The sequence below is a fragment of the Streptomyces sp. NPDC006384 genome, from assembly GCF_042870695.1.
Classification (GTDB): domain Bacteria; phylum Actinomycetota; class Actinomycetes; order Streptomycetales; family Streptomycetaceae; genus Streptomyces.
The window spans coordinates 174782-198112 of record NZ_JBIAHR010000015.1; the positions used below are offsets into that span (position 1 = coordinate 174782).

Annotated in this window: 20 protein-coding genes and 2 pseudogenes; 7 read left to right on the top strand and 15 right to left on the bottom strand. The window is 72.6% G+C overall.

The genetic code is table 11. The features are described 5' to 3' along the window. Nucleotides 1-106: 106 nt before the first annotated feature. The 7 genes from ACFYOJ_RS21900 to ACFYOJ_RS21930 all read right to left on the bottom strand — a co-directional run bounded on the left by ACFYOJ_RS21900 (nucleotide 107) and on the right by ACFYOJ_RS21930 (nucleotide 7213). The gene (locus ACFYOJ_RS21900) at nucleotides 107-889 is read right to left on the bottom strand and encodes an ABC transporter ATP-binding protein (protein ID WP_356554591.1); all 783 of its coding nucleotides are present in this window, start codon (nucleotides 887-889) and stop codon (nucleotides 107-109) included. Next, nucleotides 882-1811 (bottom strand): ABC transporter permease, encoded by a 930-nt coding sequence (locus ACFYOJ_RS21905; RefSeq protein ID WP_356554589.1) that lies wholly within the window; start codon nucleotides 1809-1811, stop codon nucleotides 882-884. Before ACFYOJ_RS21905 ends, ACFYOJ_RS21900 begins: the two co-directional genes overlap by 8 nt. A 97-nt stretch (nucleotides 1812-1908) precedes the next feature. Next, nucleotides 1909-2781, bottom strand: a complete 873-nt coding sequence (locus tag ACFYOJ_RS21910; RefSeq protein ID WP_356554588.1) for a glycosyltransferase — start codon at nucleotides 2779-2781, stop codon at nucleotides 1909-1911. Between the two features lie 8 nt (nucleotides 2782-2789). Further along, complete coding sequence (locus ACFYOJ_RS21915; RefSeq protein WP_356554586.1) at nucleotides 2790-3569, bottom strand: CDP-alcohol phosphatidyltransferase family protein; 780 nt, start codon at nucleotides 3567-3569, stop codon at nucleotides 2790-2792. After that, nucleotides 3547-4608 (bottom strand): iron-containing alcohol dehydrogenase family protein, encoded by a 1062-nt coding sequence (locus ACFYOJ_RS21920; protein ID WP_356554584.1) that lies wholly within the window; start codon nucleotides 4606-4608, stop codon nucleotides 3547-3549. The genes ACFYOJ_RS21915 and ACFYOJ_RS21920 overlap by 23 nt, the downstream gene beginning before the upstream one ends. Continuing rightward, nucleotides 4596-5348, bottom strand: a complete 753-nt coding sequence (locus ACFYOJ_RS21925) for a phosphocholine cytidylyltransferase family protein (protein ID WP_356554582.1) — start codon at nucleotides 5346-5348, stop codon at nucleotides 4596-4598. The genes ACFYOJ_RS21920 and ACFYOJ_RS21925 overlap by 13 nt, the downstream gene beginning before the upstream one ends. Then, nucleotides 5345-7213, bottom strand: a complete 1869-nt coding sequence (locus ACFYOJ_RS21930) for a DUF5941 domain-containing protein (protein ID WP_356554580.1) — start codon at nucleotides 7211-7213, stop codon at nucleotides 5345-5347. Before ACFYOJ_RS21930 ends, ACFYOJ_RS21925 begins: the two co-directional genes overlap by 4 nt. A 465-nt stretch (nucleotides 7214-7678) precedes the next feature. On the opposite strand from ACFYOJ_RS21930, the gene ACFYOJ_RS21935 reads away from it, so the two are divergent. Together ACFYOJ_RS21935 and idi are read left to right on the top strand one after the other, a co-directional pair. Next, the gene (locus tag ACFYOJ_RS21935) at nucleotides 7679-8617 is read left to right on the top strand and encodes a cation diffusion facilitator family transporter (RefSeq protein WP_356554578.1); all 939 of its coding nucleotides are present in this window, start codon (nucleotides 7679-7681) and stop codon (nucleotides 8615-8617) included. Nucleotides 8618-8831: 214 nt separating this feature from the next. Further along, nucleotides 8832-9425, top strand: a complete 594-nt coding sequence (idi, locus tag ACFYOJ_RS21940) for an isopentenyl-diphosphate Delta-isomerase (protein WP_356554577.1) — start codon at nucleotides 8832-8834, stop codon at nucleotides 9423-9425. Nucleotides 9426-9461: 36 nt separating this feature from the next. On the opposite strand, the gene ACFYOJ_RS21945 is transcribed toward idi, so the two are convergent. Next, a complete protein-coding gene (locus tag ACFYOJ_RS21945) occupies nucleotides 9462-9911 on the bottom strand; it encodes an ATP-binding protein (protein ID WP_356554750.1) in 450 nt (149 codons plus the stop codon). A gap of 202 nt (nucleotides 9912-10113) precedes the next feature. Here ACFYOJ_RS21945 and ACFYOJ_RS21950 point away from each other — a divergent pair, with 202 nt between their 5' ends. Next, nucleotides 10114-10881: an enoyl-CoA hydratase-related protein gene (locus ACFYOJ_RS21950; RefSeq protein ID WP_356554575.1), complete on the top strand. Its 768-nt coding sequence runs from the start codon at nucleotides 10114-10116 to the stop codon at nucleotides 10879-10881. Here the strand turns inward: ACFYOJ_RS21950 and ACFYOJ_RS21955 are convergent. Both ACFYOJ_RS21955 and ACFYOJ_RS21960 read right to left on the bottom strand, forming a co-directional pair. Further along, nucleotides 10868-11503 carry a DJ-1/PfpI family protein gene (locus ACFYOJ_RS21955; RefSeq protein WP_356554574.1) on the bottom strand — a complete coding sequence of 212 codons (636 nt, stop codon included), beginning with the start codon at nucleotides 11501-11503 and terminating at the stop codon, nucleotides 10868-10870. The genes ACFYOJ_RS21950 and ACFYOJ_RS21955 overlap by 14 nt on opposite strands. A gap of 30 nt (nucleotides 11504-11533) precedes the next feature. Beyond that, the gene (locus tag ACFYOJ_RS21960; protein ID WP_356554572.1) at nucleotides 11534-12541 is read right to left on the bottom strand and encodes a GlxA family transcriptional regulator; all 1008 of its coding nucleotides are present in this window, start codon (nucleotides 12539-12541) and stop codon (nucleotides 11534-11536) included. A gap of 113 nt (nucleotides 12542-12654) precedes the next feature. Here ACFYOJ_RS21960 and ACFYOJ_RS21965 point away from each other — a divergent pair, with 113 nt between their 5' ends. The 3 genes from ACFYOJ_RS21965 (at nucleotide 12655) to ACFYOJ_RS21975 (ending at nucleotide 16273) form a co-directional block, all read left to right on the top strand. Next, nucleotides 12655-13524 carry a hypothetical protein gene (locus tag ACFYOJ_RS21965; protein WP_356554571.1) on the top strand — a complete coding sequence of 290 codons (870 nt, stop codon included), beginning with the start codon at nucleotides 12655-12657 and terminating at the stop codon, nucleotides 13522-13524. A 145-nt stretch (nucleotides 13525-13669) separates the two neighbouring features. Beyond that, nucleotides 13670-13801, top strand: coding sequence for an LPFR motif small protein (locus ACFYOJ_RS21970; protein WP_356554569.1), 132 nt, complete (start codon nucleotides 13670-13672; stop codon nucleotides 13799-13801). Nucleotides 13802-13927: 126 nt separating this feature from the next. After that, entirely contained in the window at nucleotides 13928-16273 is a 2346-nt protein-coding gene (locus ACFYOJ_RS21975) for a Tex family protein (protein ID WP_356554567.1), read from the top strand. A gap of 115 nt (nucleotides 16274-16388) precedes the next feature. Here the strand turns inward: ACFYOJ_RS21975 and ACFYOJ_RS21980 are convergent, their stop codons facing one another. From ACFYOJ_RS21980 to ACFYOJ_RS22000, 5 genes and pseudogenes are all read right to left on the bottom strand, one after another. Beyond that, the gene (locus tag ACFYOJ_RS21980) at nucleotides 16389-18032 is read right to left on the bottom strand and encodes an ABC-F family ATP-binding cassette domain-containing protein (RefSeq protein ID WP_356554565.1); all 1644 of its coding nucleotides are present in this window, start codon (nucleotides 18030-18032) and stop codon (nucleotides 16389-16391) included. Between the two features lie 35 nt (nucleotides 18033-18067). After that, nucleotides 18068-19099: an oxidoreductase gene (locus ACFYOJ_RS21985; RefSeq protein ID WP_356554564.1), complete on the bottom strand. Its 1032-nt coding sequence runs from the start codon at nucleotides 19097-19099 to the stop codon at nucleotides 18068-18070. A 219-nt stretch (nucleotides 19100-19318) separates the two neighbouring features. After that, a complete protein-coding gene (locus tag ACFYOJ_RS21990) occupies nucleotides 19319-21049 on the bottom strand; it encodes a BCCT family transporter (protein WP_356554562.1) in 1731 nt (576 codons plus the stop codon). A 164-nt stretch (nucleotides 21050-21213) separates the two neighbouring features. Beyond that, nucleotides 21214-21564: pseudogene (locus ACFYOJ_RS21995) on the bottom strand (CocE/NonD family hydrolase C-terminal non-catalytic domain-containing protein); the annotation flags it as partial. Nucleotides 21565-21760: 196 nt separating this feature from the next. Further along, nucleotides 21761-22207: an ATP-binding protein gene (locus tag ACFYOJ_RS22000; protein ID WP_356554560.1), complete on the bottom strand. Its 447-nt coding sequence runs from the start codon at nucleotides 22205-22207 to the stop codon at nucleotides 21761-21763. A gap of 163 nt (nucleotides 22208-22370) precedes the next feature. On the opposite strand from ACFYOJ_RS22000, the pseudogene ACFYOJ_RS22005 reads away from it, so the two are divergent. Next, a pseudogene (locus tag ACFYOJ_RS22005) lies at nucleotides 22371-23240 on the top strand (Scr1 family TA system antitoxin-like transcriptional regulator); the annotation flags it as partial. Nucleotides 23241-23331: the final 91 nt, after the last annotated feature.

Genomic DNA, 23331 nt, shown 5'->3' on the forward strand with positions numbered 1-23331 from the left:
ACACATCATCCGGCCCCAAGGTTCCTCGCGGCGGCCGGAGTTGACGCTTCCTTCGCAGACGCGGGGCCCCGCCGGAACGGTACCGGCGGGGCCCCGGCGCGCCGGGCTACTTGCCCGTGAACTTCTCGTACTCCCTGAGCACCTCGTCGGTCGGCCCGTCCAGGCGCAGCTCGCCGCGTTCCAGCCACAGGACACGGTCGCAGGTGTCGCGGATGGACTTGTTGTTGTGGCTGACCAGGAAGACCGTGCCGGCCTGCTTGCGCAGCTCGCGGATGCGCGCCTCGGAGCGCGTCTGGAACTTGCGGTCGCCGGTGGCCAGCGCCTCGTCGATCATGAGGACGTCGTGGTCCTTGGCGGCGGCGATGGAGAACCGCAGCCGGGCCGCCATGCCGGAGGAGTAGGTGCGCATCGGCAGGGTGATGAAGTCGCCCTTCTCGTTGATCCCGGAGAAGTCGACGATCTCCTGGTAGCGCTCCTTGATCTGCTCGCGGGACATGCCCATGGCGAGCCCGCCCAGGATGACGTTCCGCTCGCCGGTCAGGTCGTTCATCAGGGCCGCGTTCACCCCGAGCAGGGACGGCTGGCCGTCGGTGTAGACCTTGCCCTTCTCTGCGGGCAGCAGGCCGGCGATGGCCCGCAGCAGGGTCGACTTGCCGGACCCGTTGGAACCGATCAGGCCGATGGCCTCGCCCCGGTAGGCGACGAAGGAGACGCCCCGCACGGCGTGCACCTTGCGCACACCGCGCTCCTCGCCGCCGCGCTTCAGGATGCGGCTGAGGGCCGCGGTGGCGCTGCCCTTGCCGGTCCTCGCGCCGTTGACGCGGTAGACGATGTGCAGGTCGTCCGCGATGACCGTCGGCACCCGCTCGTCCTGCTGCTGCTCAGCCACGGCCGTACCTCTCCTCTGCCTTCCAGAAGTAGACGAAGCCGCCGGCGGCGAGGAGCACTGCCCAGCCGAGGGCGACCGCCCACACGTGCGGCGGCAGGTTCTCGGAGCCGTATCCGTCGATCAGCGCGAAGCGGATCAGGTCCATGTAGACGGCGGCCGGGTTCCACTGGAGCACGTCGGCGAGCCAGGCCGGCTTGTCCTCCAGCATGATCGGGATGGAGAACATGACGCCCGACGCGTACATCCAGGTCCGCATGATGAACGGCATGAGCTGGGCCAGGTCCGGTGTCTTCGCCCCCATCCGCGCCACGATCAGCGCCAGCCCCGTGTTGAAGAGGAACTGCAGGGCGAGCGCCGGGACGACCAGCAGCCAGGACAGGGAGGGGTAACTGCCGAAGCCCACGACCACCGCGAACATCACGATCATCGAGGCGAGGAGCTGCTGGAGCTGCTGGAGCGCGAAGGAGACCGGCAGCGAGGCGCGCGGGAAGTGCAGCGCGCGCACCAGGCCGAGGTTGCCGGAGATCGCGCGCACGCCCGCCATCACCGAGGACTGCGTGAAGGTGAAGACGAACACGCCCGTGACCAGGAACGGGATGTAGACGTCCTTCGGCATGCCCTTGCCCGCGTTCAGGATCAGGCCGAAGATCAGGAAGTAGACGAGCGCGTTCAGCAGCGGGGTGGCCACCTGCCACAGCTGGCCGAGCTTGGCCTGGCTGTACTGGGCGGTCAGCTTCGCCTGGGAGAAGGCGAGGATGAAGTGCCGCCGTCCCCAGAGCTGGCGGACGTACTCGACGAGGGGCGGCCGGGCGCCGCTCACGGTCAGCCCGTACTTGGCGGCGAGCTGTGCCGCCGTGAGGCCCTCGTCGGGCGACACGGGCGCGGCCGTCGCGACCGTGCCGTCGTGCGTTGTCTCACTCACTGATGGAAACTTTCGTCTTCGTCGATGCCGGGCCCGTACGGGCCCGGCATGAGCCGGGCGGCCTCGGACGGCCGGGGTGCTCTCGGGTACGAGCTTGTCAGATCACCGGGGGCCGGCCCAGGCGGGTCAGCCGCCACACCGTACGCCACCTCATGGGACGGCGAGGACCGCACGGGGTGCTCCAGCCCTCCCGGAACCCGCCGAACCAGGCTTTCAGGGCCGGGCGCGAGGGGCGGCGCAGCAGCGTGAGCAGCAGCCACACCCCCAGGTAGACGGGGACGAGGAGCGCGGGGAGGTTGCGGCGGGCCAGCCAGACCCGGTTGCGGGCGACCATGCGGTGGTAGACGGCGTGCCGCGAGGGGGCGGTCGTCGGGTGGTACAGCACCATGTCGGACCGGTAGTCGATCATCCAGCCGGCGTCGAGGGCCCGCCAGGCCAGGTCGGTCTCCTCATGGGCGTAGAAGAACTCGTCCGGGAGGTTGCCGACCTCGGCGAGGACCTTGGTGCGGACCGCGTTGGCGCCGCCGAGGAAGGTGGTGACCCGGGAGGAGCGCATCGGATCGGAGGCGCGCAGCCGCGGCACGTGCCGGCGCTGGGTCTCGCCGGTGTCCGGGTCGGCGATGCGGAAGCTGATGATGCCGAGCTCGGGATCGTCCGTGAACGCCTTGCGGCACAGCTCGGCGGTGTCGGTGCGGGCGAGCAGACCGTCGTCGTCGAGGAAGAGCAGGATGTCGACGTCGCCGCCGCCCGGGCCGAAGGCCTCGATGCCGACGTTGCGGCCGCCGGGGATGCCGAGGTTCTCGGGCAGTTCGACGGTGCGGACGCCCTCGGGCACCTCCGGGACGGCCGAGCCGTTGCCGACGACGACGACCTCGACCGGGTCGCCGTCCTGCCAGGCGACCGAGTCGAGCAGGGCGCGCAGCTCCTCGGGGCGGTTGCCCATGGTGATGACGACCGCGCCGACCTTCATGGCCCCGCTCACTTCAGCCTGCTGGAGGCGAGGACGGACACCAGGTGCAGCAGGGTCTGCAGCAGCGCGATGCCGGCGAGGACGGCGGTGCCGAGGCGAGTGAAGAACAGGTCGCCGCGGCTCGCGTCCACGATGGCGAGGACGAGGATCAGCAGGGACGCCTCGATGCCGAGGATCAGCCGGTGGAACTTGAGCGCCGCGGCGGCCCGGCGGGCCAGCGCCATGCCGGAGGAACGCGGCTCGGACGCGGCCTCCTTGACCGGCGGCATGCCGGCCTGGTGACGGGCGACGCCCACGAGGTCGGTCTCGGCCTTGATCAGGATGGCGCCGAGGGCGGCCAGGGTGCCGAGGAAGGCCCACAGCCAGTCGATCCGGCCGGTGCCCCACAGGTCGGCGGCGCGCAGGCCGAGGCCGACCAGGACGGCGGCGTCGGTGAGATAGGCGCCGACGCGGTCCAAATAGACGCCGCCGAGGGAGTACTGCTTCTTCCAGCGCGCGATCTCGCCGTCGACGCAGTCCAGCAGCAGGTACAGCTGGACCGCGACGACGCCGAGCACGGCGCCCCAGACGCCCGGCACCAGCAGGGCCGGGGCGGCGAGGACGCCGCAGACGGTCATCAGATACGTGAGCTGGTTGGGCGTGACCCTGGTGTTCACCAGGTAGCGGTCGATCCGCAGCGAGACCTCACGCATGTAGAGGCGTCCCGCCCAGTGCTCACCGCTGCGCCGGTCCTTGACCCCGGCGGGGTGGACGACCGGGCGTAGTTCAGCTACCGATGGCCTTGACATAGTCGGCGTACATGTCCTTGATCTGGTCGGTCGTGAGGTCGAGGTGTTCGAGGATCGTGTAGCGGCCGGGCCGGGTCTGCGGGGCGAACTCCACGGCGCGGACGAACTCGTCCGGGGTGAAGCCGATCTCCTGCGGCAGCACCGGCAGTCCGTGCCGGCGCAGGACGCCGGCCATGTACGCCGACTCCTCGTGGGCCCCGCGCAGGTACATCGCGAAGGCCGCGCCCAGGCCGCACTGCTCGCCGTGGGCCGCCGCGCGCTGGGGGAAGAGCAGGTCGAAGGCGTGGTTGATCTCGTGGCAGGCGCCGGAGGAGGGGCGTGAGTCGCCGGACACCGACATGGCGATGCCGCTGAGCACCAGCGCCTCCGCCAGCACCTGGAGGAACTCGTTGTCCCCGACGCCACCGGGGTGCCGCAGCACGGCCTCGCCGGCCTGGCGGGCCATCGCGGCGGCGAGGCCGTCGATCCGCTCGCCCTTGACACGGCCCGCCAGCTCCCAGTCCGCGATCGCGGAGACGTTGGAGACGGCGTCGCCGATGCCGGCGCGTACGTACCGCACCGGGGCCTGGCGGATGACGTCCAGGTCGATGACGACCGCGATCGGGTTCGGCACGCCGTAGGAGCCGCGGCCCGCGTCGTTGTCGAGTGTGGCGACCGGGGAGCACAGGCCGTCGTGCGCGAGGTTGGTCGGCACGGCGACCAGCGGCAGGCCGACGCGCGCCGCGGCGAACTTGGCGCAGTCGATGATCTTGCCGCCGCCGAGGCCGACGACCGCGTCGTAGTGGCCGCTCTTCATGGCGCCGGCCAGCTTGATCGCGTCGTCCAGGGTGCCGCCGCCGACCTCGTACCAGGCGGCGCCGGGCAGGGAGGGGGCGACGCGGTCGCGCAGCCGGGCGCCGGAGCCGCCGCTGACGGCGACGGCGAGCTTGCCGGAGTGGGAGATGCGCTCGTCGGCGAGCACACAGCCCAGGTCGTCGAGGGCGCCCGGGCGGATGTCCACGACGACCGGTGACGGGATGAGCCTCGTCAGTACTGGCACGCGATCTCCCGTCCCCTGGCGAGGTCGTCGTGGTTGTCGATCTCGACCCACGGGACGTCGCCGATGGGCGCCACGTCGATCCTGAAACCGCGGTCGACGAGCTCCTGGTAGCCGTCCTCGTAGTACAGCTGCGGGTCGCGCTCGAAGGTGGTCCGCAGCGCGTCGGCCAGGTCGGCGGCGGCCTCGCCCTCGATGAGGGTGACGCCGATGTACTCGCCGGTCGCCTCGGCCGGATCCATCAGCTTGGTGATGCGCCGGACACCCTTGCCGGGGTCGACGACGACCTTCATCTCCTCGTCGGCGAGGGACTTCGCGGTGTCCAGGGCGAGGATGATCCTCTTGCCGTCGCCGCGGGCGGCGAGCAGGGTCTTCTCGACGGAGACCGGGTGGACGGTGTCGCCGTTGGCGAGGATCACGCCGTCCGCGAGGGCGTCGCGGCCGCACCACAGGGAGTAGGCGTTGTTCCACTCCTCGGCCTTGTCGTTGTCGATGAGGGTGAGCTTGACGCCGTACTTCTGCTCCAGTGCGGCCTTGCGCTCGTACACGGCCTCCTTGCGGTACCCGACGATGACCCCGACCTCGGTGAGGCCGACCTCGGCGAAGTTGCCGAGGGTGAGGTCGAGAACCGTGGGTTCGCCCTCTATGCCCGCGGGCCCCACCGGCACCAGTGCCTTGGGCAGGCTGTCGGTGTAGGGGCGCAGACGGCGTCCGGCGCCGGCCGCCAGCACGAGGCCGATCATGCGGGTTCTCCTTCGTCGTGTACGGCGGGTGCGCCGATCTTGTGGGCGGCGACCCAGAAGCGGATGCTCTCGACGAGCACCACGAGGGCCACGGCCACGGCGAGGACCGTGAGCGCGACCTTGAAACCGGAGGCGGTGAGCAGCACGGCCAGCACCGTGACCAGCAGCGTGCGCCCCTCGTGCCCCCCGATCGCCCGCACCAGCCAGTGCGGGGGCGCACCCGCGTTGCCGCGGATGCGGTAGACCGTGTCGTAGTGATGGTAGGCGACCGCGGCCACCAGCCCGAAAGCCGCCGGAAGCGCCCCGTTCACCTCCGCTTTCGCCGCCAGCACCAGGACGGTGCCGTACTCGGCGGCGCGGAAGAACGGGGGGACCAGCCAGTCGAGGGCGCCCTTGAGGGGACGGGCGACGGCGAGGGCGGAGGTCAGGACGTAGACGATCGCGCCGGCGACGGGCCAGGGGCCGCCGAGGCCGGTGGACGCGGCCGTCGCGACGACGGCGGCGCCGCCGAGGAGGGCGAGAGCGGGGGCGGTGAAGCCGGGCAGCCGGCGGGCGGGCTCGCGCAGGCCCGCGGCCGCGGCCTCGGCGAGCGGGCCGGAGTCGGCGAGGTCGGCCAGCGCCCGCGCCGCCCGGTCGGTCCGGGTGGCCCGGCGGGTGAGCGAGCGCAGCACGCGGCCGGCCGTGGTGTACGTGGCGGCGAAGGCACAGCCGATCAGCAGCGCGTAGAAGGTGGTACGGGGGGTGGTGGCCGCGGTGAGGACGGCGATCATGGCCCAGCGTTCGCCGATCGGCAGGACGATCATGCGGCGGACCCAGACCGTCCAGCCGACGCTGTCGAGCTTGTCGGAGAGGGCCGCGGTGGGGCTGGCCAGCGACAATTTACCGAGCGCGGTGGCGTCGTGGTTGGCCTCGTTGAAGGAGAAGTCCACGACGTGCCGGCAGGTCTGGAGGACCATCGCGCCGAGCGCGAGGGCCCATACGTCGTCGCCGCCTCGGGCGGCCCCGAGGGCCAGGCCCGCGTAGTAGGCGTACTCCTTGGCCCGGTCGAAGGTGGCGTCCAGCCAGGCGCCGAGCGTGGAGTACTGCAGGGAGTAGCGGGCGAGCTGCCCGTCGGTGCAGTCGAGGACGAAGGAGGCGATCAGCAGGACGCCGGCGGCGACGAAGCCGCCGCGGGTGCCGGTGGCGGCGCAGCCCGCCGCTATGAGCGCGGTGATCAGCGAGGCGGTGGTGACCTGGTTCGGGGTCAGGCCGCGGCGGGCGCACCAGCGGGCGATGTAGCGGGAGTAGGGGCTGATGAAGAAGGTGGTGACGAAGCCGTCGCGGGCCTTGACCGCCGACTTCAGGCGTACGGCCTCGTCGTCGACGGCGGCGACGGCCTGCCGTGCCTCGTTGCGGGCCTGCGGGTCGGCGGGGACGGTGGCGACGAGGCTGCCGAGCTCGGGCCGGTGCACTTCGGCGCCGTCGGCGTCCAGGGCAGTGGCGATGCGGTCGGCGAGACTGTCGGTGCTCCCGGCGTCCGGCTCGGTCCGCGCGGGCGCCCCCCCGTCCGCCGCGCCGCCGCACGCGGAGTTCTCGCGGGTCATCGCGCGGGTGAGGGCCTGACGGGCGTCCGGCCGGGCGGTCACGGCGCCGGGGATCGCGGCGAGCGGGAAGCGGGGATCGGTGAGACCGAGGCGCAGGGCGTGCACGTGCCCCACGAAACGGGCGTCGACGACGGCGACGCGCTCCCCGCTCGGCACCCGGGCCAGCAGCGTCTCGGCATCGGCCGGGCCGGAGGCGAGCCGCACGTCGAAGCCGAGGGACCGCAGCTCGCCCTCGACGGACGAACCGGGGACCGGCTGACCGGTGAGGATGGCGGTCGACAACCGAACTCACTCCCTGTGCCGACGCCAGCGCGCCGGGCCTGTGCATGGTGGGGCGCCCGTGCCCGGGGCATCCGGGCGGCATGTCGGCCGAGGTTATCGGATGCCTGGAACGCCGTGTTCACCGACCGTTTCCCGGTCGGACCACGCCGCGTGCATCCGCCCTGGCCGCGATCATCATCGGGGATCCGGGGGCCGCCCCACAAACCGCGCTCCCCAAACGGACATCAGGGGCATCGCACAGCGTCGACCGGATGTGCGCACAGCGTCAGCGGCGCGCGCTGGCGAGCCGTCCCGGCCGCGCGGGCGGCGCCGGTCACCGTCCCCCGGAACGCCTTGACCTGCGAAACGTTTACGCAGGTCAGGGCAGATGACAACGGTGTTCAGTGCCGCGTTGCCGGATACCCCCACCCGTAGTTGACTGTGCTCCGGGCTCACCGTTCCGGGCTCTACGAGGAGGCGGCTTTCATGGGGGCAGGGCACGACCACGGGCATGTGCACGGTCCGCCCGGCGGCGGAACGGCGACGGGCGCGTACCGCGGCCGGCTCCGGATCGCGCTGGCGATCACGCTCACCGTCATGGTCGTCGAGATCGTCGGCGGTGTGCTCGCCGACTCGCTCGCGCTGGTCGCCGACGCGGCGCACATGGCGACGGACGCCCTGGGTCTGGGCATGGCGCTGCTGGCGATCCACTTCGCGAACCGGCCGCCGAGCGACCGGCGCACCTTCGGCTACGCCCGTGCCGAGATCCTCGCGGCCCTGGCGAACTGTCTGCTGCTGCTCGGGGTCGGCGGGTACGTCCTGTACGAGGCGATCGACCGGTTCATCACACCGGCCGGTACGGCGGGCGGGCCGACCGTCGTCTTCGGTGCGATCGGCCTGGCGGCGAACATGGTGTCGCTGACGCTGCTGATGCGCGGCCAGAAGGAGAGCCTGAACGTGCGGGGCGCCTTCCTGGAGGTGGCGGCGGACGCGCTGGGATCGCTGGCGGTGATCGTCTCGGCGCTGGTCATCCTGGCCACGGGCTGGCAGCCGGCCGACCCGATCGCCTCGCTCGTCATCGGTCTGATGATCGTGCCGCGTACCTGGCGGCTGCTGCGCGAGACGCTGGACGTGCTGCTGGAGGCGGCGCCCAAGGGCGTGGACATCGCCGAGGTGCGCGCCCACCTACTGGCGCTGGACGGCGTCGAGGACGTCCACGACCTGCACGCCTGGACGATCACGTCCGGCATGCCGGTGCTGTCGGCGCACGTGGTGGTGGACGGCGAGGTGCTGAACACGACCGGTCACGAGAAGATGCTCCACGAACTGCAGGGATGTCTGGGCGACCACTTCGACGTGGAGCACTGCACCTTCCAGCTGGAGCCCGGCGGACACGCGGAGCACGAGGCGCGGCTCTGCCACTGAGCGGCGCTCCGGCAGGGGGCCGCGCACACCGGTCGTCCCCGGTCGGTTCCCCCTCGCACGTGCCGGGCACGGTCCTGGACCGGGTCCCTCCGCGATGCGGGCCGGTACCGGCCCGTGTTCCGTGTCACCGCGGGACATGCGGATGCCGGAAGTGCCGGGTGTGCCTGGATCGTGGGGCACACTTGGGGCGCGAGGACCGATGTGAAGGATGGGTATGCCGATCACTCCTGCCACCGCGACGCACAGTTCGTCGAACGGCACCGCAGACGCGATTTTGCTGGAACTGGTCGACGAGAACGGCGTGACGGTCGGTACCGCGGAGAAGCTCGCCGCACACCAGCCTCCGGGGCAGCTGCACCGCGCTTTCTCCGTGTTCCTCTTCGACGAGCGGGGCCGTCTGCTGCTCCAGCAGCGGGCCCTGGGCAAGTACCACTCCCCCGGCGTGTGGTCCAACACCTGCTGCGGCCATCCCTACCCCGGTGAGGCACCGTTCGCGGCGGCGGCCCGGCGGACGTTCGAGGAGCTCGGTGTCTCCCCGTCGCTGCTCGCCGAGGCGGGCACGGTGCGCTACAACCACCCGGACCCGGCCTCGGGGCTGGTCGAGCAGGAGTTCAACCACCTGTTCGTCGGCCTGGTGCAGGAACCGTTGCGGGCCGACCCGGAGGAAGTGGCCGAGACGGTCTTCGTGACCCCGGCCGAGCTGGCCGAACGCCACGCGAAGGACACCTTCTCCGCGTGGTTCATGACGGTCCTGGACGCGGCCCGGCCGGCCGTCCGTGAGCTGACGGGTCCGTCCGCCGGCTGGTGAGCGGCCCTGGCGCGGGGGCGTGTCCCAGCAGCCCTGTCACGGGGCGTGCTTGAGCGGCAGGGCGGCCCAGATCACCTTGCCTCCGTTCGCCGTGCGGGCCACGTCGCACGCCCCGCCCGCCTCCCGGGTGATCTCCCGGACCAGGAGCAGCCCCCTGCCGCCCGTCCGCCCGTGATCCGTCTCCAGAGCGGTCGGGCGGTAGGGGTGGCCGTCCTCCACGGACAGCCGGATCCACTCGGGCCCGACGGCGACCTCCACGGCGAGCTCCGGTGACAGCACCGCCGCGTGCCGGACGGCGTTCGTGACCAGCTCCGAGACGATCAGCAGCAGTCCCTGCGCCACGTCGTCGGAGACCGGCACGCCCTGGCGCACCAGCAGGTCCCTGACGGCGTGCCGGGCCTGCGGGACCGAGGCGTCGACGGCGGGCGCGGTGAACCGCCATACGCCTTCGTACGGCAGCGGCTGTGCGGGCCCGGTCTCGTCCATCGTCCGGTCGCCACCCTGGGGCTCGATTGTCACCACACCCCGAGTGTTGGTAACGCGCCGTTCCGCATCGGAGAACTGAACGCAAGTCAGCGGGTATCGAACGGTTCTGACCGTTGACGCATGACACGATCGCCTGTCGGATCGTTTCTGCACACTCGGCCCGCTCCGCGCGCCGTTCGGCCGGGCGGCTAGCATCCGGCCCATGGAGCCGCAGCTGCTGCACCGGGTCGCCGACTCGGTCGCCACCGTCGTCGTCCACCACCCGGCCAGGCGCAACGCCATGACGCCCGCGATGTGGCGGGCGCTGCCGGAGCTGCTCGACGCCCTGGCGGACGATCCGGCGGTGCGGGCGCTGGTGCTCACCGGCGAGGGCGCCACGTTCTGCGCCGGGGCCGACATCTCGGGGATGCGGGACTCCGCGGAGGAGGCGCAGCGCCTCGCCGTGCGCGCCGAGGAGGCCCTCGCCGCGTTCCCCAAGCCGACGCTGGCCGCGGTCCGCGGCCACTGTGTGGGCGGCGGTACGCAGTTGGCGGCGGCGTGCGATCTGCGGTTCGCCGAGGAGGGGGCTCTGTTCGGGGTCACCCCGGCGAAGCTGGGCGTGGTGTATCCGGCGTCGGCGACCCGGCGGCTGGTGTCGCTGGTGGGGCCGGCCACCGCGAAGTACCTGTTGTTCTCCGGCGAGTTGATCGGCACCGGGTGGGCGCTGCGCACGGGCCTGGTCGACGAGGTGCTGCCCGCGGGCGAACTCGGCGGGCGGGTGGCCGAGTTCACCCGCATTCTGGTCTCCCGCTCCCAGCTGACGCAGGCGGCGGCGAAGGAGTTCGCGAACGGGCGCACCGACCGGGACGAGCACTGGACGGCGCAGGCGCGCGGCAGCGGCGACACCGCGGAGGGCGTCGCCGCGTTCCTGGAGCGCAGACAGCCGCGTTTCGGCTGGAGCGTGCCGGCGCGCGCGTCTACGTCAGGGTGAACCTGCTCTTGTCGCGGAACTCCGCCACAAGGTGCGCCGGCGCCTTCTGCGGCGATCCGGCGTCGTAGGGCGGCTGCGGGTCGTACTCGGTCAGGAGCTGGACGGCCTGGGCGTGGTCGTCGCCGGCGATCCGGCCGAGCAGGGTGAGGCCCATGTCGATGCCGGAGGAGACGCCGGCCGCGGTGACGTACTTGCCGTCGGTGACCACCCGTTCCCCGGTGGGCTCGGCGCCGAACCGCCTCAGGTGCTCCAGGGCCAGCCAGTGGGAGGTGGCCCGGCGTCCTTCGAGGAGCCCGGCGGCTGCCAGCAGCAGGGAGCCGGTGCACACGGACGTCGTCCAGGTGCTGGTGGCGTCGGCGGAGCGCAGCCAGTCCAGCAGGGTCTCGTTCTCCATCTGGGGCGTCTGCCCGGGGCCGCCGGGGACGACGACGATGTCCGGGGACGGCACCTCGGCCAGGGTCCGGTCCGCGGTGAGCGCGAGCGCCCCGGTGTCGGTGCGCACGGGACCGGTCCGCTCGGCGACGAAGACGGTCTCCGCGTCCGGGAGGCGGCCGAGGGTCTCGTACGGGCCCACGGCGTCGAGGGCCGTGAAGCGGTCGAAGAGGACGATGGCGATCTGCATCGGGAATCCTTCCGGTGGGCGGAACGGGGTTCATCCGGCCGGTGACGCGGGACTCGGCCGGCCGGTGGCACGGGAACCGTCCGGCCCGGTCGCGGGCCGGAAGCGGCGGCGGTACTCGGCCGGAGAGCTGCCGAGGGCCTTGACGAAGGCGCGGCGCATGGCCTCGGGTGTGCCGTAGCCGCTGGCGCGGGCGACCTCCTCGACGCCGTCGCCGGTCTCCTCCAGCAGCCGGCGGGCGTGTTCCAGGCGGACCCGGTCGACGTACCGTCCGGGTGTCATGCCGGTCTCGGCGCGGAAGGCACGGGCGAAGTGGCGCGGGGAGAGCGCGGCGCGGGCGGCGAGGGCCTCGACGCTCAGATCGGCGTCAGGCTGCTCGGTGATCCACTGCTGGACCTCGCGCAGGGGTTCGCGGCGGGCGGTCTGGGCGGCGAGCTGGACGCTGAACTGGGCCTGGTTGCCGGGCCGGCGCAGGAAGACCACCAGGTGGCGGGCGACGGTGAGCGCGGCGTCCCGGCCGAGGTCCTCCTCCACCAGGGCGAGGGCGAGGTCGATCCCGGAGGTGACGCCCGCGGACGTGGCGACGTGGCCGTCACGGACGTAGATCGGGTCGGGGTCGACCTCGACGGCCGGGTGCTCGCGGGCCAGCCGGTCGCAGTACGCCCAGTGCGTGGTGGCGCGGCGGCCGTCCAGCAGGCCGGCCGCGGCGAGCAGGGCGGCACCGGTGCAGACCGAGACCAGGCGCGGGGCGCGGGGCCCGTGCTCGCGCAGCCAGTCGATCAGGCGCGGGTCGGGACGCCGGGTGCCCTGGCCGCCGGGGACGAGCAGGGTGTGCGGCACGGGCTCCCGCACGAGGGCCCCGTCCGGTACGACGGTCAGACCGCTGGAGGTGCGCACGGGGGCGCCGTCCAGCGACGCGGTGCGGATGCGGTACGTACCCGGCGTGTGCTTCCCGGCGCCCGCGAAGACCTCCACGGGGCCGGTGACATCGAGACTCTGGACGTCGTCGAAGAGGACGACGAGTACGGTGCGCTGCGCCATGCCCTCGATTCTTCGGGCACCCGGCGGTGGCCGCAATGACGGGCTCCCCACCTTTCCTGCCATGCCCCTCGCACGCCTGGAGGGCGTACTGAGCGGTTGGTAACCTGCCGGGCATGACACTCGCCGCCCTCGACGCCCGTGCCGGGCGCCGCTGCCACAACGTGCTCAACTCGCTGCACTCGACGCACTACTTCTCGCCCGATCTGGGCCGGGAGCTGGCGGCGCTCGGGGTCACCGATCCCCGTGCCGTCAACTTCGCGGTGCGGGCCGCCGCGCTGGGTCCGGTCGGGGCCGGTGCCGTGACGGCGACGTTCTACAACTACAAGCACGAGCTGGTGGCCCGGCACGTGCCCGCCGTGTGGGAGACCGTCACGCCGGAGCAGGCGCTGGCGGCGCGCCTGCGGGCCGTCGACGCGACGCTGCGCCGCCTGCTGGGCGAGGAGACCGTGGCGTCCCCGGAGACGGCGGAGGCCGCCGAGCTGGCGCTGCGGGCCGCCGAGGGCTGCTCCCGCGGCGCCCGTCCGCTGTACTCGGCCCACGCCGATCTGCCCGTGCCCGGCGAGCCGCACCTGGCGCTGTGGCACGCGGCGACCCTGCTGCGCGAGCACCGGGGCGACGGGCACCTCGCCGCGCTGGCGGCGGCGGGCCTCGACGGCCTGGAGGCGCTGGTGACGCACACCGCGACCGGCAAGGGCATGACCCCGAAGTGGGTCCTCGCCACCCGCGGCTGGACGCGGCAGGAGTGGGACGCGGCGGTGGACCGGCTGCGCGGCCGGGGTCTGCTGGACGAGGCCGGTGAACCGACCGAGCGTGGTGCGGCGTTGCGCGAGGAGATCGAGCGGGACACCGACCGGATGGACGCGGCCCCCTACGCGCACCTGGGCGCGGAGGGCGTGGCGCGTCTGACGGAGCTGGCAACGGCCTTCGCCCGTAAGGCGATCGGTGCCGGCGCCTTCCCGGCGGACCTGGTCGGCAAGCACTGAGGCAAACGCCGAGGCACGCGTTGAGGCAAACGCCGAGGCATGCGCCGGGCAGGTCCGCCGGGGTGCGCGGGGCATGCCGGGCGGATCCGGAGGTACCCGTACTGTCCCCGGCCGGCGCGGCCGGGGAGGAGGAAAGGGGCTTTTCGTGTTCCGTGCCATCGCAGACGTGCTGCGGCAGATCGGCGGCGCCGTCGCCACCGTCGTGACGCTTCCCTTCCGGGCCCTGGCCCGGCTCTTCGGCGGGGCCTCGTCCTCGGCCCGCGGCCACCGGGCCTGACGCCCCGTCCCGCCCCGCCCCGGGGTCGTCCGGCCGTGACGGCCCCGGGAGCGCCCTGATCCCCGGTCGCCGGCATCACCTGCCACAATTGCCGCCGCAACCTCTGTGAGAAGGCGGTACGGGATCGTGACGACACCCGGGTCCAGCGCGTCCAGCGACGCGAGGTCCATCGAGAGCAGGATCGCCGAGGAGCTCGGCGTACGGGAGCGGCAGGTGAGGGCCGCGGTGGAGCTGCTCGACGGCGGCTCCACCGTGCCCTTCATCGCCCGCTACCGCAAGGAAGCGACCGAGACGCTCGACGACGCGCAGCTGCGCACGATCGAGGAACGGCTGCGCTATCTGCGGGAGCTGGAGGAGCGGCGCACGGCGATCCTCGACTCGGTGCGCGAGCAGGGCAAGCTCACCGAGGAGCTGGAGGCCCGGATCCGCACGGCGGAGACCAAGGCCCGCCTGGAGGACATCTACCTGCCCTTCAAGCCCAAGCGGCGCACCAAGGCGCAGATCGCGCGCGAGGCGGGTCTGGCGCCGCTGGCCGAGGGGCTGCTCGCCGACCCGTCCGTGGACCCCCTCGCCGCGGCCGCCGCGTTCGCCGACGCCGGCAAGGGCGTGGCCGATCCGCAGGCGGCGCTGGACGGCGCCCGGGCGATCCTCACCGAGAAGTTCTCGGAGGACGCCGACCTGATCGGCGAGCTGCGCGAGCGCATGTGGGTGCGCGGACGGCTCGTCGCCAAGGTCAAGGAGGGCAAGGAGGAGGCCGGCGCCAAGTTCGCCGACTACTTCGACTTCGCCGAGCCGTTCACCGACCTGCCCTCGCACCGGATCCTCGCGATGCTGCGCGGCGAGAAGGAGGACGTCCTCGACCTCGTCCTGGAGCCCGAGGAGCCCACCGAGGGGCCGTCGTCGTACGAGGCGATCGTGGCGAGCCGGTTCGGGATCGCCGACCGCGGGCGGCCCGGCGACAAGTGGCTCACGGACACGGTCCGCTGGGCCTGGCGCACCCGCATCCTGGTCCACCTCGGCATCGACCTGCGGCTGCGGCTGCGCACGGCCGCCGAGGACGAGGCGGTGAACGTCTTCGCGGCGAACCTGCGCGACCTGCTGCTGGCCGCCCCGGCCGGCACGCGGGCGACGCTCGGCCTCGACCCGGGCTTCCGTACGGGGGTGAAGGTCGCCGTGGTCGACGCGACCGGCAAGGTCGTGGCCACCGACGTGATCCACCCGCACGTCCCGGCCAACCGGTGGGACGAGGCGATCGCGAGGCTGGCGCGGCTGGCGAAGGAGCACGCGGTCGAGCTGATCGCGATCGGCAACGGCACGGCGTCCCGGGAGACCGACAAGCTCGCCGGTGAACTCATCGCCAAGCACCCGGAGTTGAAGCTGACGAAGGTGATGGTGTCCGAGGCGGGCGCCTCGGTGTACTCCGCCTCCGCCTTCGCCTCGCAGGAGCTTCCCGACATGGACGTGTCGCTGCGCGGCGCCGTGTCGATCGCCAGGCGGCTCCAGGACCCGCTGGCCGAACTGGTGAAGATCGACCCGAAGTCGATCGGCGTCGGCCAGTACCAGCACGACCTGTCCGAGGTGAAGCTGTCGCGCTCGCTGGACGCGGTGGTCGAGGACTGCGTGAACGGTGTGGGCGTGGACGTCAACACGGCCTCCGCGCCGCTGCTGGCCCGCGTCTCCGGCATCACCTCGGGGCTCGCCGAGAACATCGTGGCGTACCGGGACGCGAACGGGCCGTTCCGGTCGCGGACCGAGCTGAAGAAGGTGTCGCGGCTGGGCCCGAAGGCGTACGAGCAGTGCGCGGGCTTCCTGCGGATCCGGGGCGGCGACGACCCGCTGGACGCGTCCAGCGTGCACCCCGAGGCGTACCCGGTGGTGCGGCGGATGGTGAAGACCACCGGGCAGGAGGTGGCCGGGCTGATCGGCAACACCTCGGTGCTGCGGTCGCTGAGGCCGGCGGAGTTCGTGGACGAGAAGTTCGGTCTGCCGACGGTGGCCGACATCCTGAAGGAGCTGGAGAAGCCGGGGCGCGACCCGCGGCCGGCGTTCAGGACGGCCACCTTCAAGGAGGGCGTGGAGAAGATCTCCGACCTGGCGTCCGGGATGGTCCTGGAGGGGGTCGTCACGAACGTGGCCGCCTTCGGGGCGTTCGTGGACGTGGGGGTGCACCAGGACGGGCTGGTGCACGTGTCGGCGATGTCGAAGACGTTCGTGAAGGATCCGCGGGACGTGGTGAAGCCCGGGGACATCGTGAAGGTGAAGGTGCTGGACGTCGACATTCCGCGGAAGCGGATCTCGTTGACGTTGCGGCTGGACGACGAGGCGGCTCCGCAGGGGGAGCAGAAGAAGGAGCGTGGGGGGAAGCCGCCTCGGCAGCGGAAGGCCGCCGGCGGGAAGGGGAAGGGGGCTGCGGCACCGGCGCCTTCCAACGGGGCGATGGCGGACGCGTTGCGGCGGGCCGGGCTGGCGTAGGCGCGGGGCGTGGGGCGGGGCGGGTGGAGCGCGTGGCCCGGCGCTGCCGGGGTGCCTCCCCCGGAGGGGGCCCCAGCGCCCACCCGTGCCGCCCCAGCAGCACGACTGCCCGCAGCTACGTGCGCTCTACTACTTTGCCGTCTGTGACCTCCAGGCGGCGGGTCACTCTCACCGCGTCGAGCATGCGGCGGTCGTGGGTGACGAGGAGGAGGGTGCCCTCGTAGGCGTCCAGGGCTGATTCGAGTTGCTCGATCGCCGGCAGGTCGAGGTGGTTGGTCGGCTCGTCGAGGACCAGGAGGTTGACGCCCCTGCCCTGGAGGAGGGCGAGGGCGGCCCGGGTGCGTTCGCCCGGGGAGAGGGTCGACGCCGGGCGCACGACGTGGTCCGCCTTGAGGCCGAACTTGGCCAGCAGGGTGCGGATCTCGGCCGGTTCGGTGTCCGGCGTCGCCGTGCGGAAGGCGTCGAGCAGGGTCTCGGGGCCGTGGAACAGGGCGCGGGCCTGGTCGACCTCGCCGAGCAGGACTCCCGAACCGAGCGCCGCGTGCCCGGCGTCGAGCGGCACGCGCCCCAGGAGGGCGCCGAGCAGCGTGGACTTGCCGGCGCCGTTGGCCCCCGTCACCGCGACGCGGTCCGCCCAGTCGATCTGGAGGGAGACCGGGCCGAGCGTGAAGTCGCCGCGCCGGACCTCGGCGTCGCGCAGGGTGGCGACGACCGCGCCGGAACGGGGCGCCGACGCGATCTCCATGCGCAGGTCCCACTCCTTGCGCGGTTCCTCGACGACGTCCAGGCGTTCGATCATGCGCTGGGTCTGGCGGGCCTTGGCGGCCTGCTTCTCACTGGCCTCGCTGCGGAACTTGCGGCCGATCTTGTCGTTGTCGTTGCCCGCCTTGCGCCGGGCGTTCTTGACGCCCTTGTCCATCCAGGCCCGCTGCATCTGCGCCCGGTCCTGGAGGGCGGCGCGCTTGTCGGCGTACTCCTCGTACTCGTCGCGGGCGTGCCTGCGGGCCACCTCGCGTTCCTCCAGGTAGGCCTCGTAGCCGCCGCCGTAGAGGTTGATCTGCCGCTGGGCGAGGTCGAGTTCGAGGACCTTGGTGACGGTGCGGGCGAGGAACTCGCGGTCGTGGCTGACGACGACGGTGCCGGCGCGCAGGCCGGTGACGAAGCGTTCGAGGCGTTCCAGGCCGTCCAGGTCGAGGTCGTTGGTCGGCTCGTCGAGCAGGAAGACGTCGTAGCGGGACAGGAGGAGGGAGGCGAGGCCGGCGCGGGCCGCCTGGCCGCCGGACAGGGACGTCATCGGCTGGTCCAGGCCGACGGTGAGGCCGAGTGCCTCGGCGGTCTCCTCGGCGCGCTCGTCGAGGTCGGCGCCGCCGAGGGAGAGCCAGCGCTCCAGGGCGGTCGCATAGGCGTCGTCGGCGCCGGGCGCTCCGTCCACCAGGGCCTGGGTGGCCTCGTCCATGGCGCGCTGGGCCTCGGTGACGCCGGTGCGGCGGGCGAGGAACGCCCGGACGGTCTCGCCGGGCCGGCGCTCCGGCTCCTGCGGGAGGTGGCCGACGGTGGCGCCCGGCGGGGACAGGCGCAGCTCGCCCTGTTCCGGGGCGGTGAGGCCGGCCAGCATCCGCAGGAGGGTGGACTTGCCGGCGCCGTTGGCCCCGACGAGCCCGATCACGTCGCCGGGGGCGACGACGAGGTCGAGCCCGGTGAACAGGGAGCGGTCGCCGTGGCCGGCGGCGAGGTTCTTGGCGACGAGGGTGGCAGTCATCAGACCGTCGATCCTAACGGCGCGGCGGTGTCCGTTCAGCCGGGTTCCCCGTGCCGCACCGCCGTCACCAGCACGCTTCCCGGCGTCCGCGCCACCAGGAAGGACTCTCCCCTGACCGTCTTCGCGTCCAGGGCGACGCGGTGGCCGCCCGGTCCGAGAACGCCGTCGAGGACCTCGTGGGTGCGGGTGCGGTGGAGACGGTCGAGGCGGTACGCGGTGATCCGCACCCGGCAGGGCGAGGTGACCTCGATCTGTGCCGCGTCGCCGGCCGCCGTCAGACGGGTCAGCCGGCGGCGTTCGGCCGGGGTGCGGTCCAGGGCGTGCTCGATCTGGGCGACGAGCAGCGGGACGATCGGGGCGAGGCCGTCGACGTGGGCGACGTCGACGCCGGCCCGGGTGAAGGCGTGGCGTACGGCGGCCCGTTGTTCCTCGCCGACCGCGCGGCCGAAGGCGACGGCGTCGTAGGCGCGCAGTTCCTCGGCGGGGATGCCGGCGGCGTCCTGGGTGATGTCGGCGCCGATGCCGATGGTGCGCAGGGCCGCGGCGAGCCTGGCGAGCACGGCGACGCGGGCGCCGACCAGCAGGACCCGGCGGGAGGCGGGCGCGGGTCCGTCGAGCAGGGCGGCCAGTGCCGCGCGGTACTCGGCGCCCGGGAAGCGGAACGGGCCGATGCCGTGGTAGCCGTCGAAGTCGAGATCGACGTGCTCGCCGGTCTGCCAGGCGAAGTCCCGCCAGACGAAGTCGTCGCCCTCGCGCCGGATGACGGCCGTCACGGCTCCGCAGGCCAGGTCCTCGCAGTCGGGGCAGCCGTAGAGGACGTACCGGCCGCCGGGCAGCGGGGCGTCGGTCTCCAGCAGCAGGCCGCGGACCTGCTCGGTGAAGATCGCGGGCGGCACGTCGGAGGCGAGCGGGGAGACGGCGTCCAGGTCGGAGAGCCGGAACAGCAGGGGACGTCCGTCCACGACGAAGTCCACGAAGTCGCGGTGGACCCGGTGGTCGCCGCCGGCGAGGACGCCCCCGGCCCGCATCGCCGGCGCCAGGCCGAAGGTCGCGTATTCGGCAGCCATGCGGTGAGCATTCCCGGGCCGGGACCGGTCTGTGCACGGAAGGGCGTTTCGGTTGACGTCCGCCTGGGGGAACCGAACCGGGTGACGAGGGAGTCGTGGCCGGCGGCGGGGGCGTCACCGTGGCGTGGGGCTGCGCGCGGAAAGGGGCCGGCACGCGGTGCGCGCCGGCCCCTTTCCGTCTCCTGTCCCCGTCCGCCCGTCGGGCCGGATCCGGGCCGGTCAGTGGTGCTTGCCGATCGGGTCTCCCTCCACGTCCGGGCCGGTGCCCGGGCCGATGCGGATCTCGAAGTCGCCCTCGTACTGCTTGTGGCCCTCGACGACGGCCATCTCGACGGCCTCGGAGGCCATCTCGCCCCGCACGATGAGGGGGTCGCGGCGCAGGTCCCGCATGAGGGCGACGCACATGAAGATCATCACGACGACGAAGGGCGCCGCCGCGAGGATCGTGAGGTTCTGCAGACCGGTCAGCGCGTCCCCTTCCCCGCTGCCGACCAGGAGCATGATGGCGGCGACCGCGCCGGTCACCACGCCCCAGAACACGACCACCCAGCGGCTGGGTTCGAGCGCGCCCTTCTGCGAGAGGGTGCCCATCACGATGGAGGCCGCGTCGGCGCCCGAGACGAAGAAGATGCCGACGAGGACCATCACGAGCAGGCTGGTGACGGTGGCGACGGGGAACTCCTGCAGCACGGCGAAGAGCCTGCCCTCGGGGGTCGTCTCGCCGCCGAGCCGGTCCTGCTCCTGGAGCCGCATCGCCGAGCCTCCGAAGATCGCGAACCAGACCAGGCTGACCGTGCTGGGGACGAGGATGACGCCGCCGATGAACTGGCGGATGGTCCGGCCCCGGCTGATCCGGGCGATGAACATGCCGACGAAGGGCGTCCAGGAGATCCACCACGCCCAGTAGAAGACGGTCCAGCTGCTCAGCCAGTCCGCGACGCCCTCCCCGCCGCTGATCTCGGTGCGGCCGGCCATTTCGGGCAGGTCGCCGAGGTAGGTGAAGACCGAGGTCGGCAGCAGGTCGAGGATGAGGATGGTCGGCCCCGCGACGAAGACGAACACGACGAGCAGCAGGGCCAGCACCATGTTGGTGTTGGACAGCCACTGGATGCCCTTCTCGACGCCGGAGACCGCGGAGGCCACGAACGCCACCGTCAGCACCGCGATGATGCCGACGAGCAGTCCGGTGCTGACCTTGTCCAGCCAGTCGAGCTTCTCGACGCCGGAGCCGATCTGGAGGGCGCCGAGACCGAGGGAGGCCGCGGAGCCGAAGACCGTCGCGATGATGGCCAGGATGTCGATGATCCGGCCACCCGTGCCGTTGGCGTGCTTCTTCCCGATGAGGGGGGTGAACACGGCGCTGATGGTCTGCCGGCGGCGCCTGCGGAAGGTGCTGTAGGCGATGCCGAGACCGACCACCGCGTAGATCGCCCAGGGGTGGAGCGTCCAGTGGAACAGCGTGGTGGCCATGGCCGTCTCCATGCGGTCGCCGGAGTCGGCGGGGCTGGTGCCCGGCGGGGCGGTCGTGAAGTGCGCGAGCGGCTCGCTCACGCCCCAGAACATCAGACCGATGCCCATGCCGGCGCTGAACATCATGGCCACCCAGGACACCGTGCGGAATTCGGGGTCCTCGCCCTCGGCGCCGAGGTGGATGCGGCCGTAGCGGCTGGCGGCGAGCCAGAGGGCGAAGACGACGAATCCGGAGGCGGCCAGCACGAACGCCCAGCCGCCGTTGTGCATGAGGCCGCCGAGCATGGTGCCGGAGGCTTTCTCCAGCGAGTCGGTGGCGGCGGCGCCCCAGACGACGAAGGCGAGGGTCACCCCGGCCGTGACGCCGAACACGACGCGGTCGGTCCGGGGCTTGTGCTCCTGACCCGGCAGGCCCGCTTCCGAACCCGGCAGCGTGCCTCTCTCGTGGTGTTCCTTGTCGCTTGGTCGGTCCTGCGTCACAGGCGGCACCTTTCGAGTCGGTGAGGCTGGGAACAATCCTCTGCCACGCCCCTACCACGCGCGACGCGGAACTCACCTCTTCAGCAGCGGGTGTCGGGTTCATCCACTGTCAGGCGGTACGTCGCGCTCGTCCAGGAGCAGCGGTACGAGGGCGCGCAGGCGTGTCATCGGTCTCCCTTCGGGACGCGGTGCGTGGTGCGCGGGGGGCTCACGCCGTCGAGGGGCGCGGGTGCGGGCGCGGCGGTGGCTTCCCGGGCGGTGGCCTCGGCGAACGCGGCGGTGCCGCCGACGAACGGCACGCGGGCCGAGGTGCGGGAGAGGTCCGGCGTGAGCGTCGGCGTGTCGGCGGGAGGGTCGATGAGGCCCTTGTCGGTGTCGGCGACGATCAGCGCGAGGCGGTGGCCGGAGGGGACGACGTGGTCGGTGGCCGCGAGGTCCAGGGTGACGGTGTACGCCTTGCCCGAGGTGAGCGGGCGGCCGTGCCGCTCGGAGGCGTGGTTGCCGAGGTCGGCGTAGGAGTACACGGGTTCGCTCCGTCGCGGGGGTGCGGGGTGCGCCGTCGCGAGCGGTCTCCAGATCGTGAAGCGCGTGCGTATCGGCATGCGCGGGACGGTACATCGGTCAACTGCCGTGCAGAAGAGGGCGTTCGGGGTTGCCGGGGCCGGTGGGGGTGTCCGCGGCGGGTGTCCGCGGCTCCTCCCCCCGGCCCGCTCACCGGCCTCCCAGGTCCAGTTCGGCGCGGACCGTCTTGCCGACGGGGACGCGGTCGAACACGCCCCACCGGTCGGCCAGCGCGTCCACGAGCAGCAGCCCCCGGCCGCCCTCGGCCTCCGGTGCCGCCACCACCCCCTCGGGTCCGGGCGGGCGCCGCTCTCCCCGGCTGTCGGACACGTCGATCCGCAGCGTGTACGCGTCGAGCCGCAGCACCACCTCGATGTCCCGTCCGGGCACCCGCCCGTGCGTCACGGCGTTCGCCGCCAGCTCCGCGACGAGCAGCGCGGCCGTGTCGGACACCGCCGAGCCGTAGGGGACGCCCCACGCGTCCAGGCGGTGCAGGGCGAGGTGGCGGGCCAGGCGGGCGCCGCGCGGGGTCGAGCTGAACCGCTGCGCGAACACACGCGCGGTGACCGGGAGTCGGGGGGCGGAGGCTGGTCTCATGCCGCCCATCCCACCTGCGGTGACGGCCCTTCACCAGCTCGCCGACCCGTACGCAGGGTCAGCGTACGGGTACGGAGAGTGGACGGTACGGGTGACCAACCGTGACCATGGGCCCGTTGGGCGGGTTGGCCCCGAGTGGATGTACGTGCGGGAGGTGTCCTGGATGTCGGACGGTACGGACGGCGCGGGTGGCGCGGGTGGCGCGGAAGTGCCCTGCGGGGGCGGTGAGCCGGAGCGGTCGGACAGCCTCAGGACCTTCGGCGAGGTCGTCAAGGCCTTCCGCAGACGGGCGGGGCTGACGCAGGAGGAGTTCGCGCCGCGGGTGCGGTACTCGGTGCCGACGGTGGCCTCGATCGAGCAGGGCCGGCGGTTCCCTCCGCCGGACTTCGTGGAGCGCGCGGAGGAGGTTCTCGACGCCTTCGGGGCGCTGCGGGGCGCGGCCCGGCATCTGTCGCGGCAGCCGGGGCTGGCGAGCTGGTTCCGGCAGTGGGCGCGGTTCGAGGCGGAGGCGGTGAGCCTGTACACCTACGAATGCCGGGTGGTGCCGGGGCTGTTGCAGACGGAGGGGTACGCGCGGGCGGTCTCGTTCAGCGTGCCGCCGCTGCCCACCGAGAAGGAGATGGACGACCGGATCACGGCGCGCATGGCCCGCCACGAACTCCTGGCGACGAGCCGGAACCCCCCGACGGCGTTCAGCTTCATCGTGGAGCAGGCGGTCCTGGAACGCGGCACCGGCGGCGAGGAGGTGACCCGCGAGCTGTACGACCACCTGCTGAGCGTGATCGAACGGCACTGGAACGTGGAGTTCCAGCTGATGCCGCTGCGGCAGCCGGTGCACGCGGGGCTGGACGGTCCGATGCAGTTGGCGGAGACGCCGGACAACCAGTGGTTCGGGTACTCGGAGGGGCAGGAGAACGGACGGCTGATCACCGATCGCAAGGAGATCAGCCGACTCCACCAGCGCTATGCCAAGATGCGTTCACAGGCCCTGACCCCCGAGGACTCCGTGGGCCTGCTGAAGCGAATGCGAGGAGTCTCAATGACGGTGTCAAGCTGTTTGCGGGACGGGCGGATCGGGGGTGAACACCCGGTTGTCGCGCAGCAGTGCCCACAAAACGCTCGCC

Coding starts and splice junctions, on each gene's coding strand:
- ACFYOJ_RS21960 (WP_356554572.1), bottom strand. CDS start 12,541: ATGGCGCAGCGCACCGTACTCGTCGTCCTCTTCGACGACGTCCAGAGT.
- ACFYOJ_RS21950 (WP_356554575.1), top strand. CDS start 10,114: ATGGAGCCGCAGCTGCTGCACCGGGTCGCCGACTCGGTCGCCACCGTC.
- ACFYOJ_RS21955 (WP_356554574.1), bottom strand. CDS start 11,503: ATGCAGATCGCCATCGTCCTCTTCGACCGCTTCACGGCCCTCGACGCC.
- ACFYOJ_RS21965 (WP_356554571.1), top strand. CDS start 12,655: ATGACACTCGCCGCCCTCGACGCCCGTGCCGGGCGCCGCTGCCACAAC.
- ACFYOJ_RS21985 (WP_356554564.1), bottom strand. CDS start 19,099: ATGGCTGCCGAATACGCGACCTTCGGCCTGGCGCCGGCGATGCGGGCC.
- ACFYOJ_RS21945 (WP_356554750.1), bottom strand. CDS start 9,911: ATGGACGAGACCGGGCCCGCACAGCCGCTGCCGTACGAAGGCGTATGG.
- ACFYOJ_RS21925 (WP_356554582.1), bottom strand. CDS start 5,348: ATGATCGGCCTCGTGCTGGCGGCCGGCGCCGGACGCCGTCTGCGCCCC.
- ACFYOJ_RS21935 (WP_356554578.1), top strand. CDS start 7,679: ATGGGGGCAGGGCACGACCACGGGCATGTGCACGGTCCGCCCGGCGGC.
- idi (WP_356554577.1), top strand. CDS start 8,832: ATGCCGATCACTCCTGCCACCGCGACGCACAGTTCGTCGAACGGCACC.
- ACFYOJ_RS21915 (WP_356554586.1), bottom strand. CDS start 3,569: ATGTCAAGGCCATCGGTAGCTGAACTACGCCCGGTCGTCCACCCCGCC.
- ACFYOJ_RS21980 (WP_356554565.1), bottom strand. CDS start 18,032: ATGACTGCCACCCTCGTCGCCAAGAACCTCGCCGCCGGCCACGGCGAC.
- ACFYOJ_RS21910 (WP_356554588.1), bottom strand. CDS start 2,781: ATGAAGGTCGGCGCGGTCGTCATCACCATGGGCAACCGCCCCGAGGAG.
- ACFYOJ_RS22000 (WP_356554560.1), bottom strand. CDS start 22,207: ATGAGACCAGCCTCCGCCCCCCGACTCCCGGTCACCGCGCGTGTGTTC.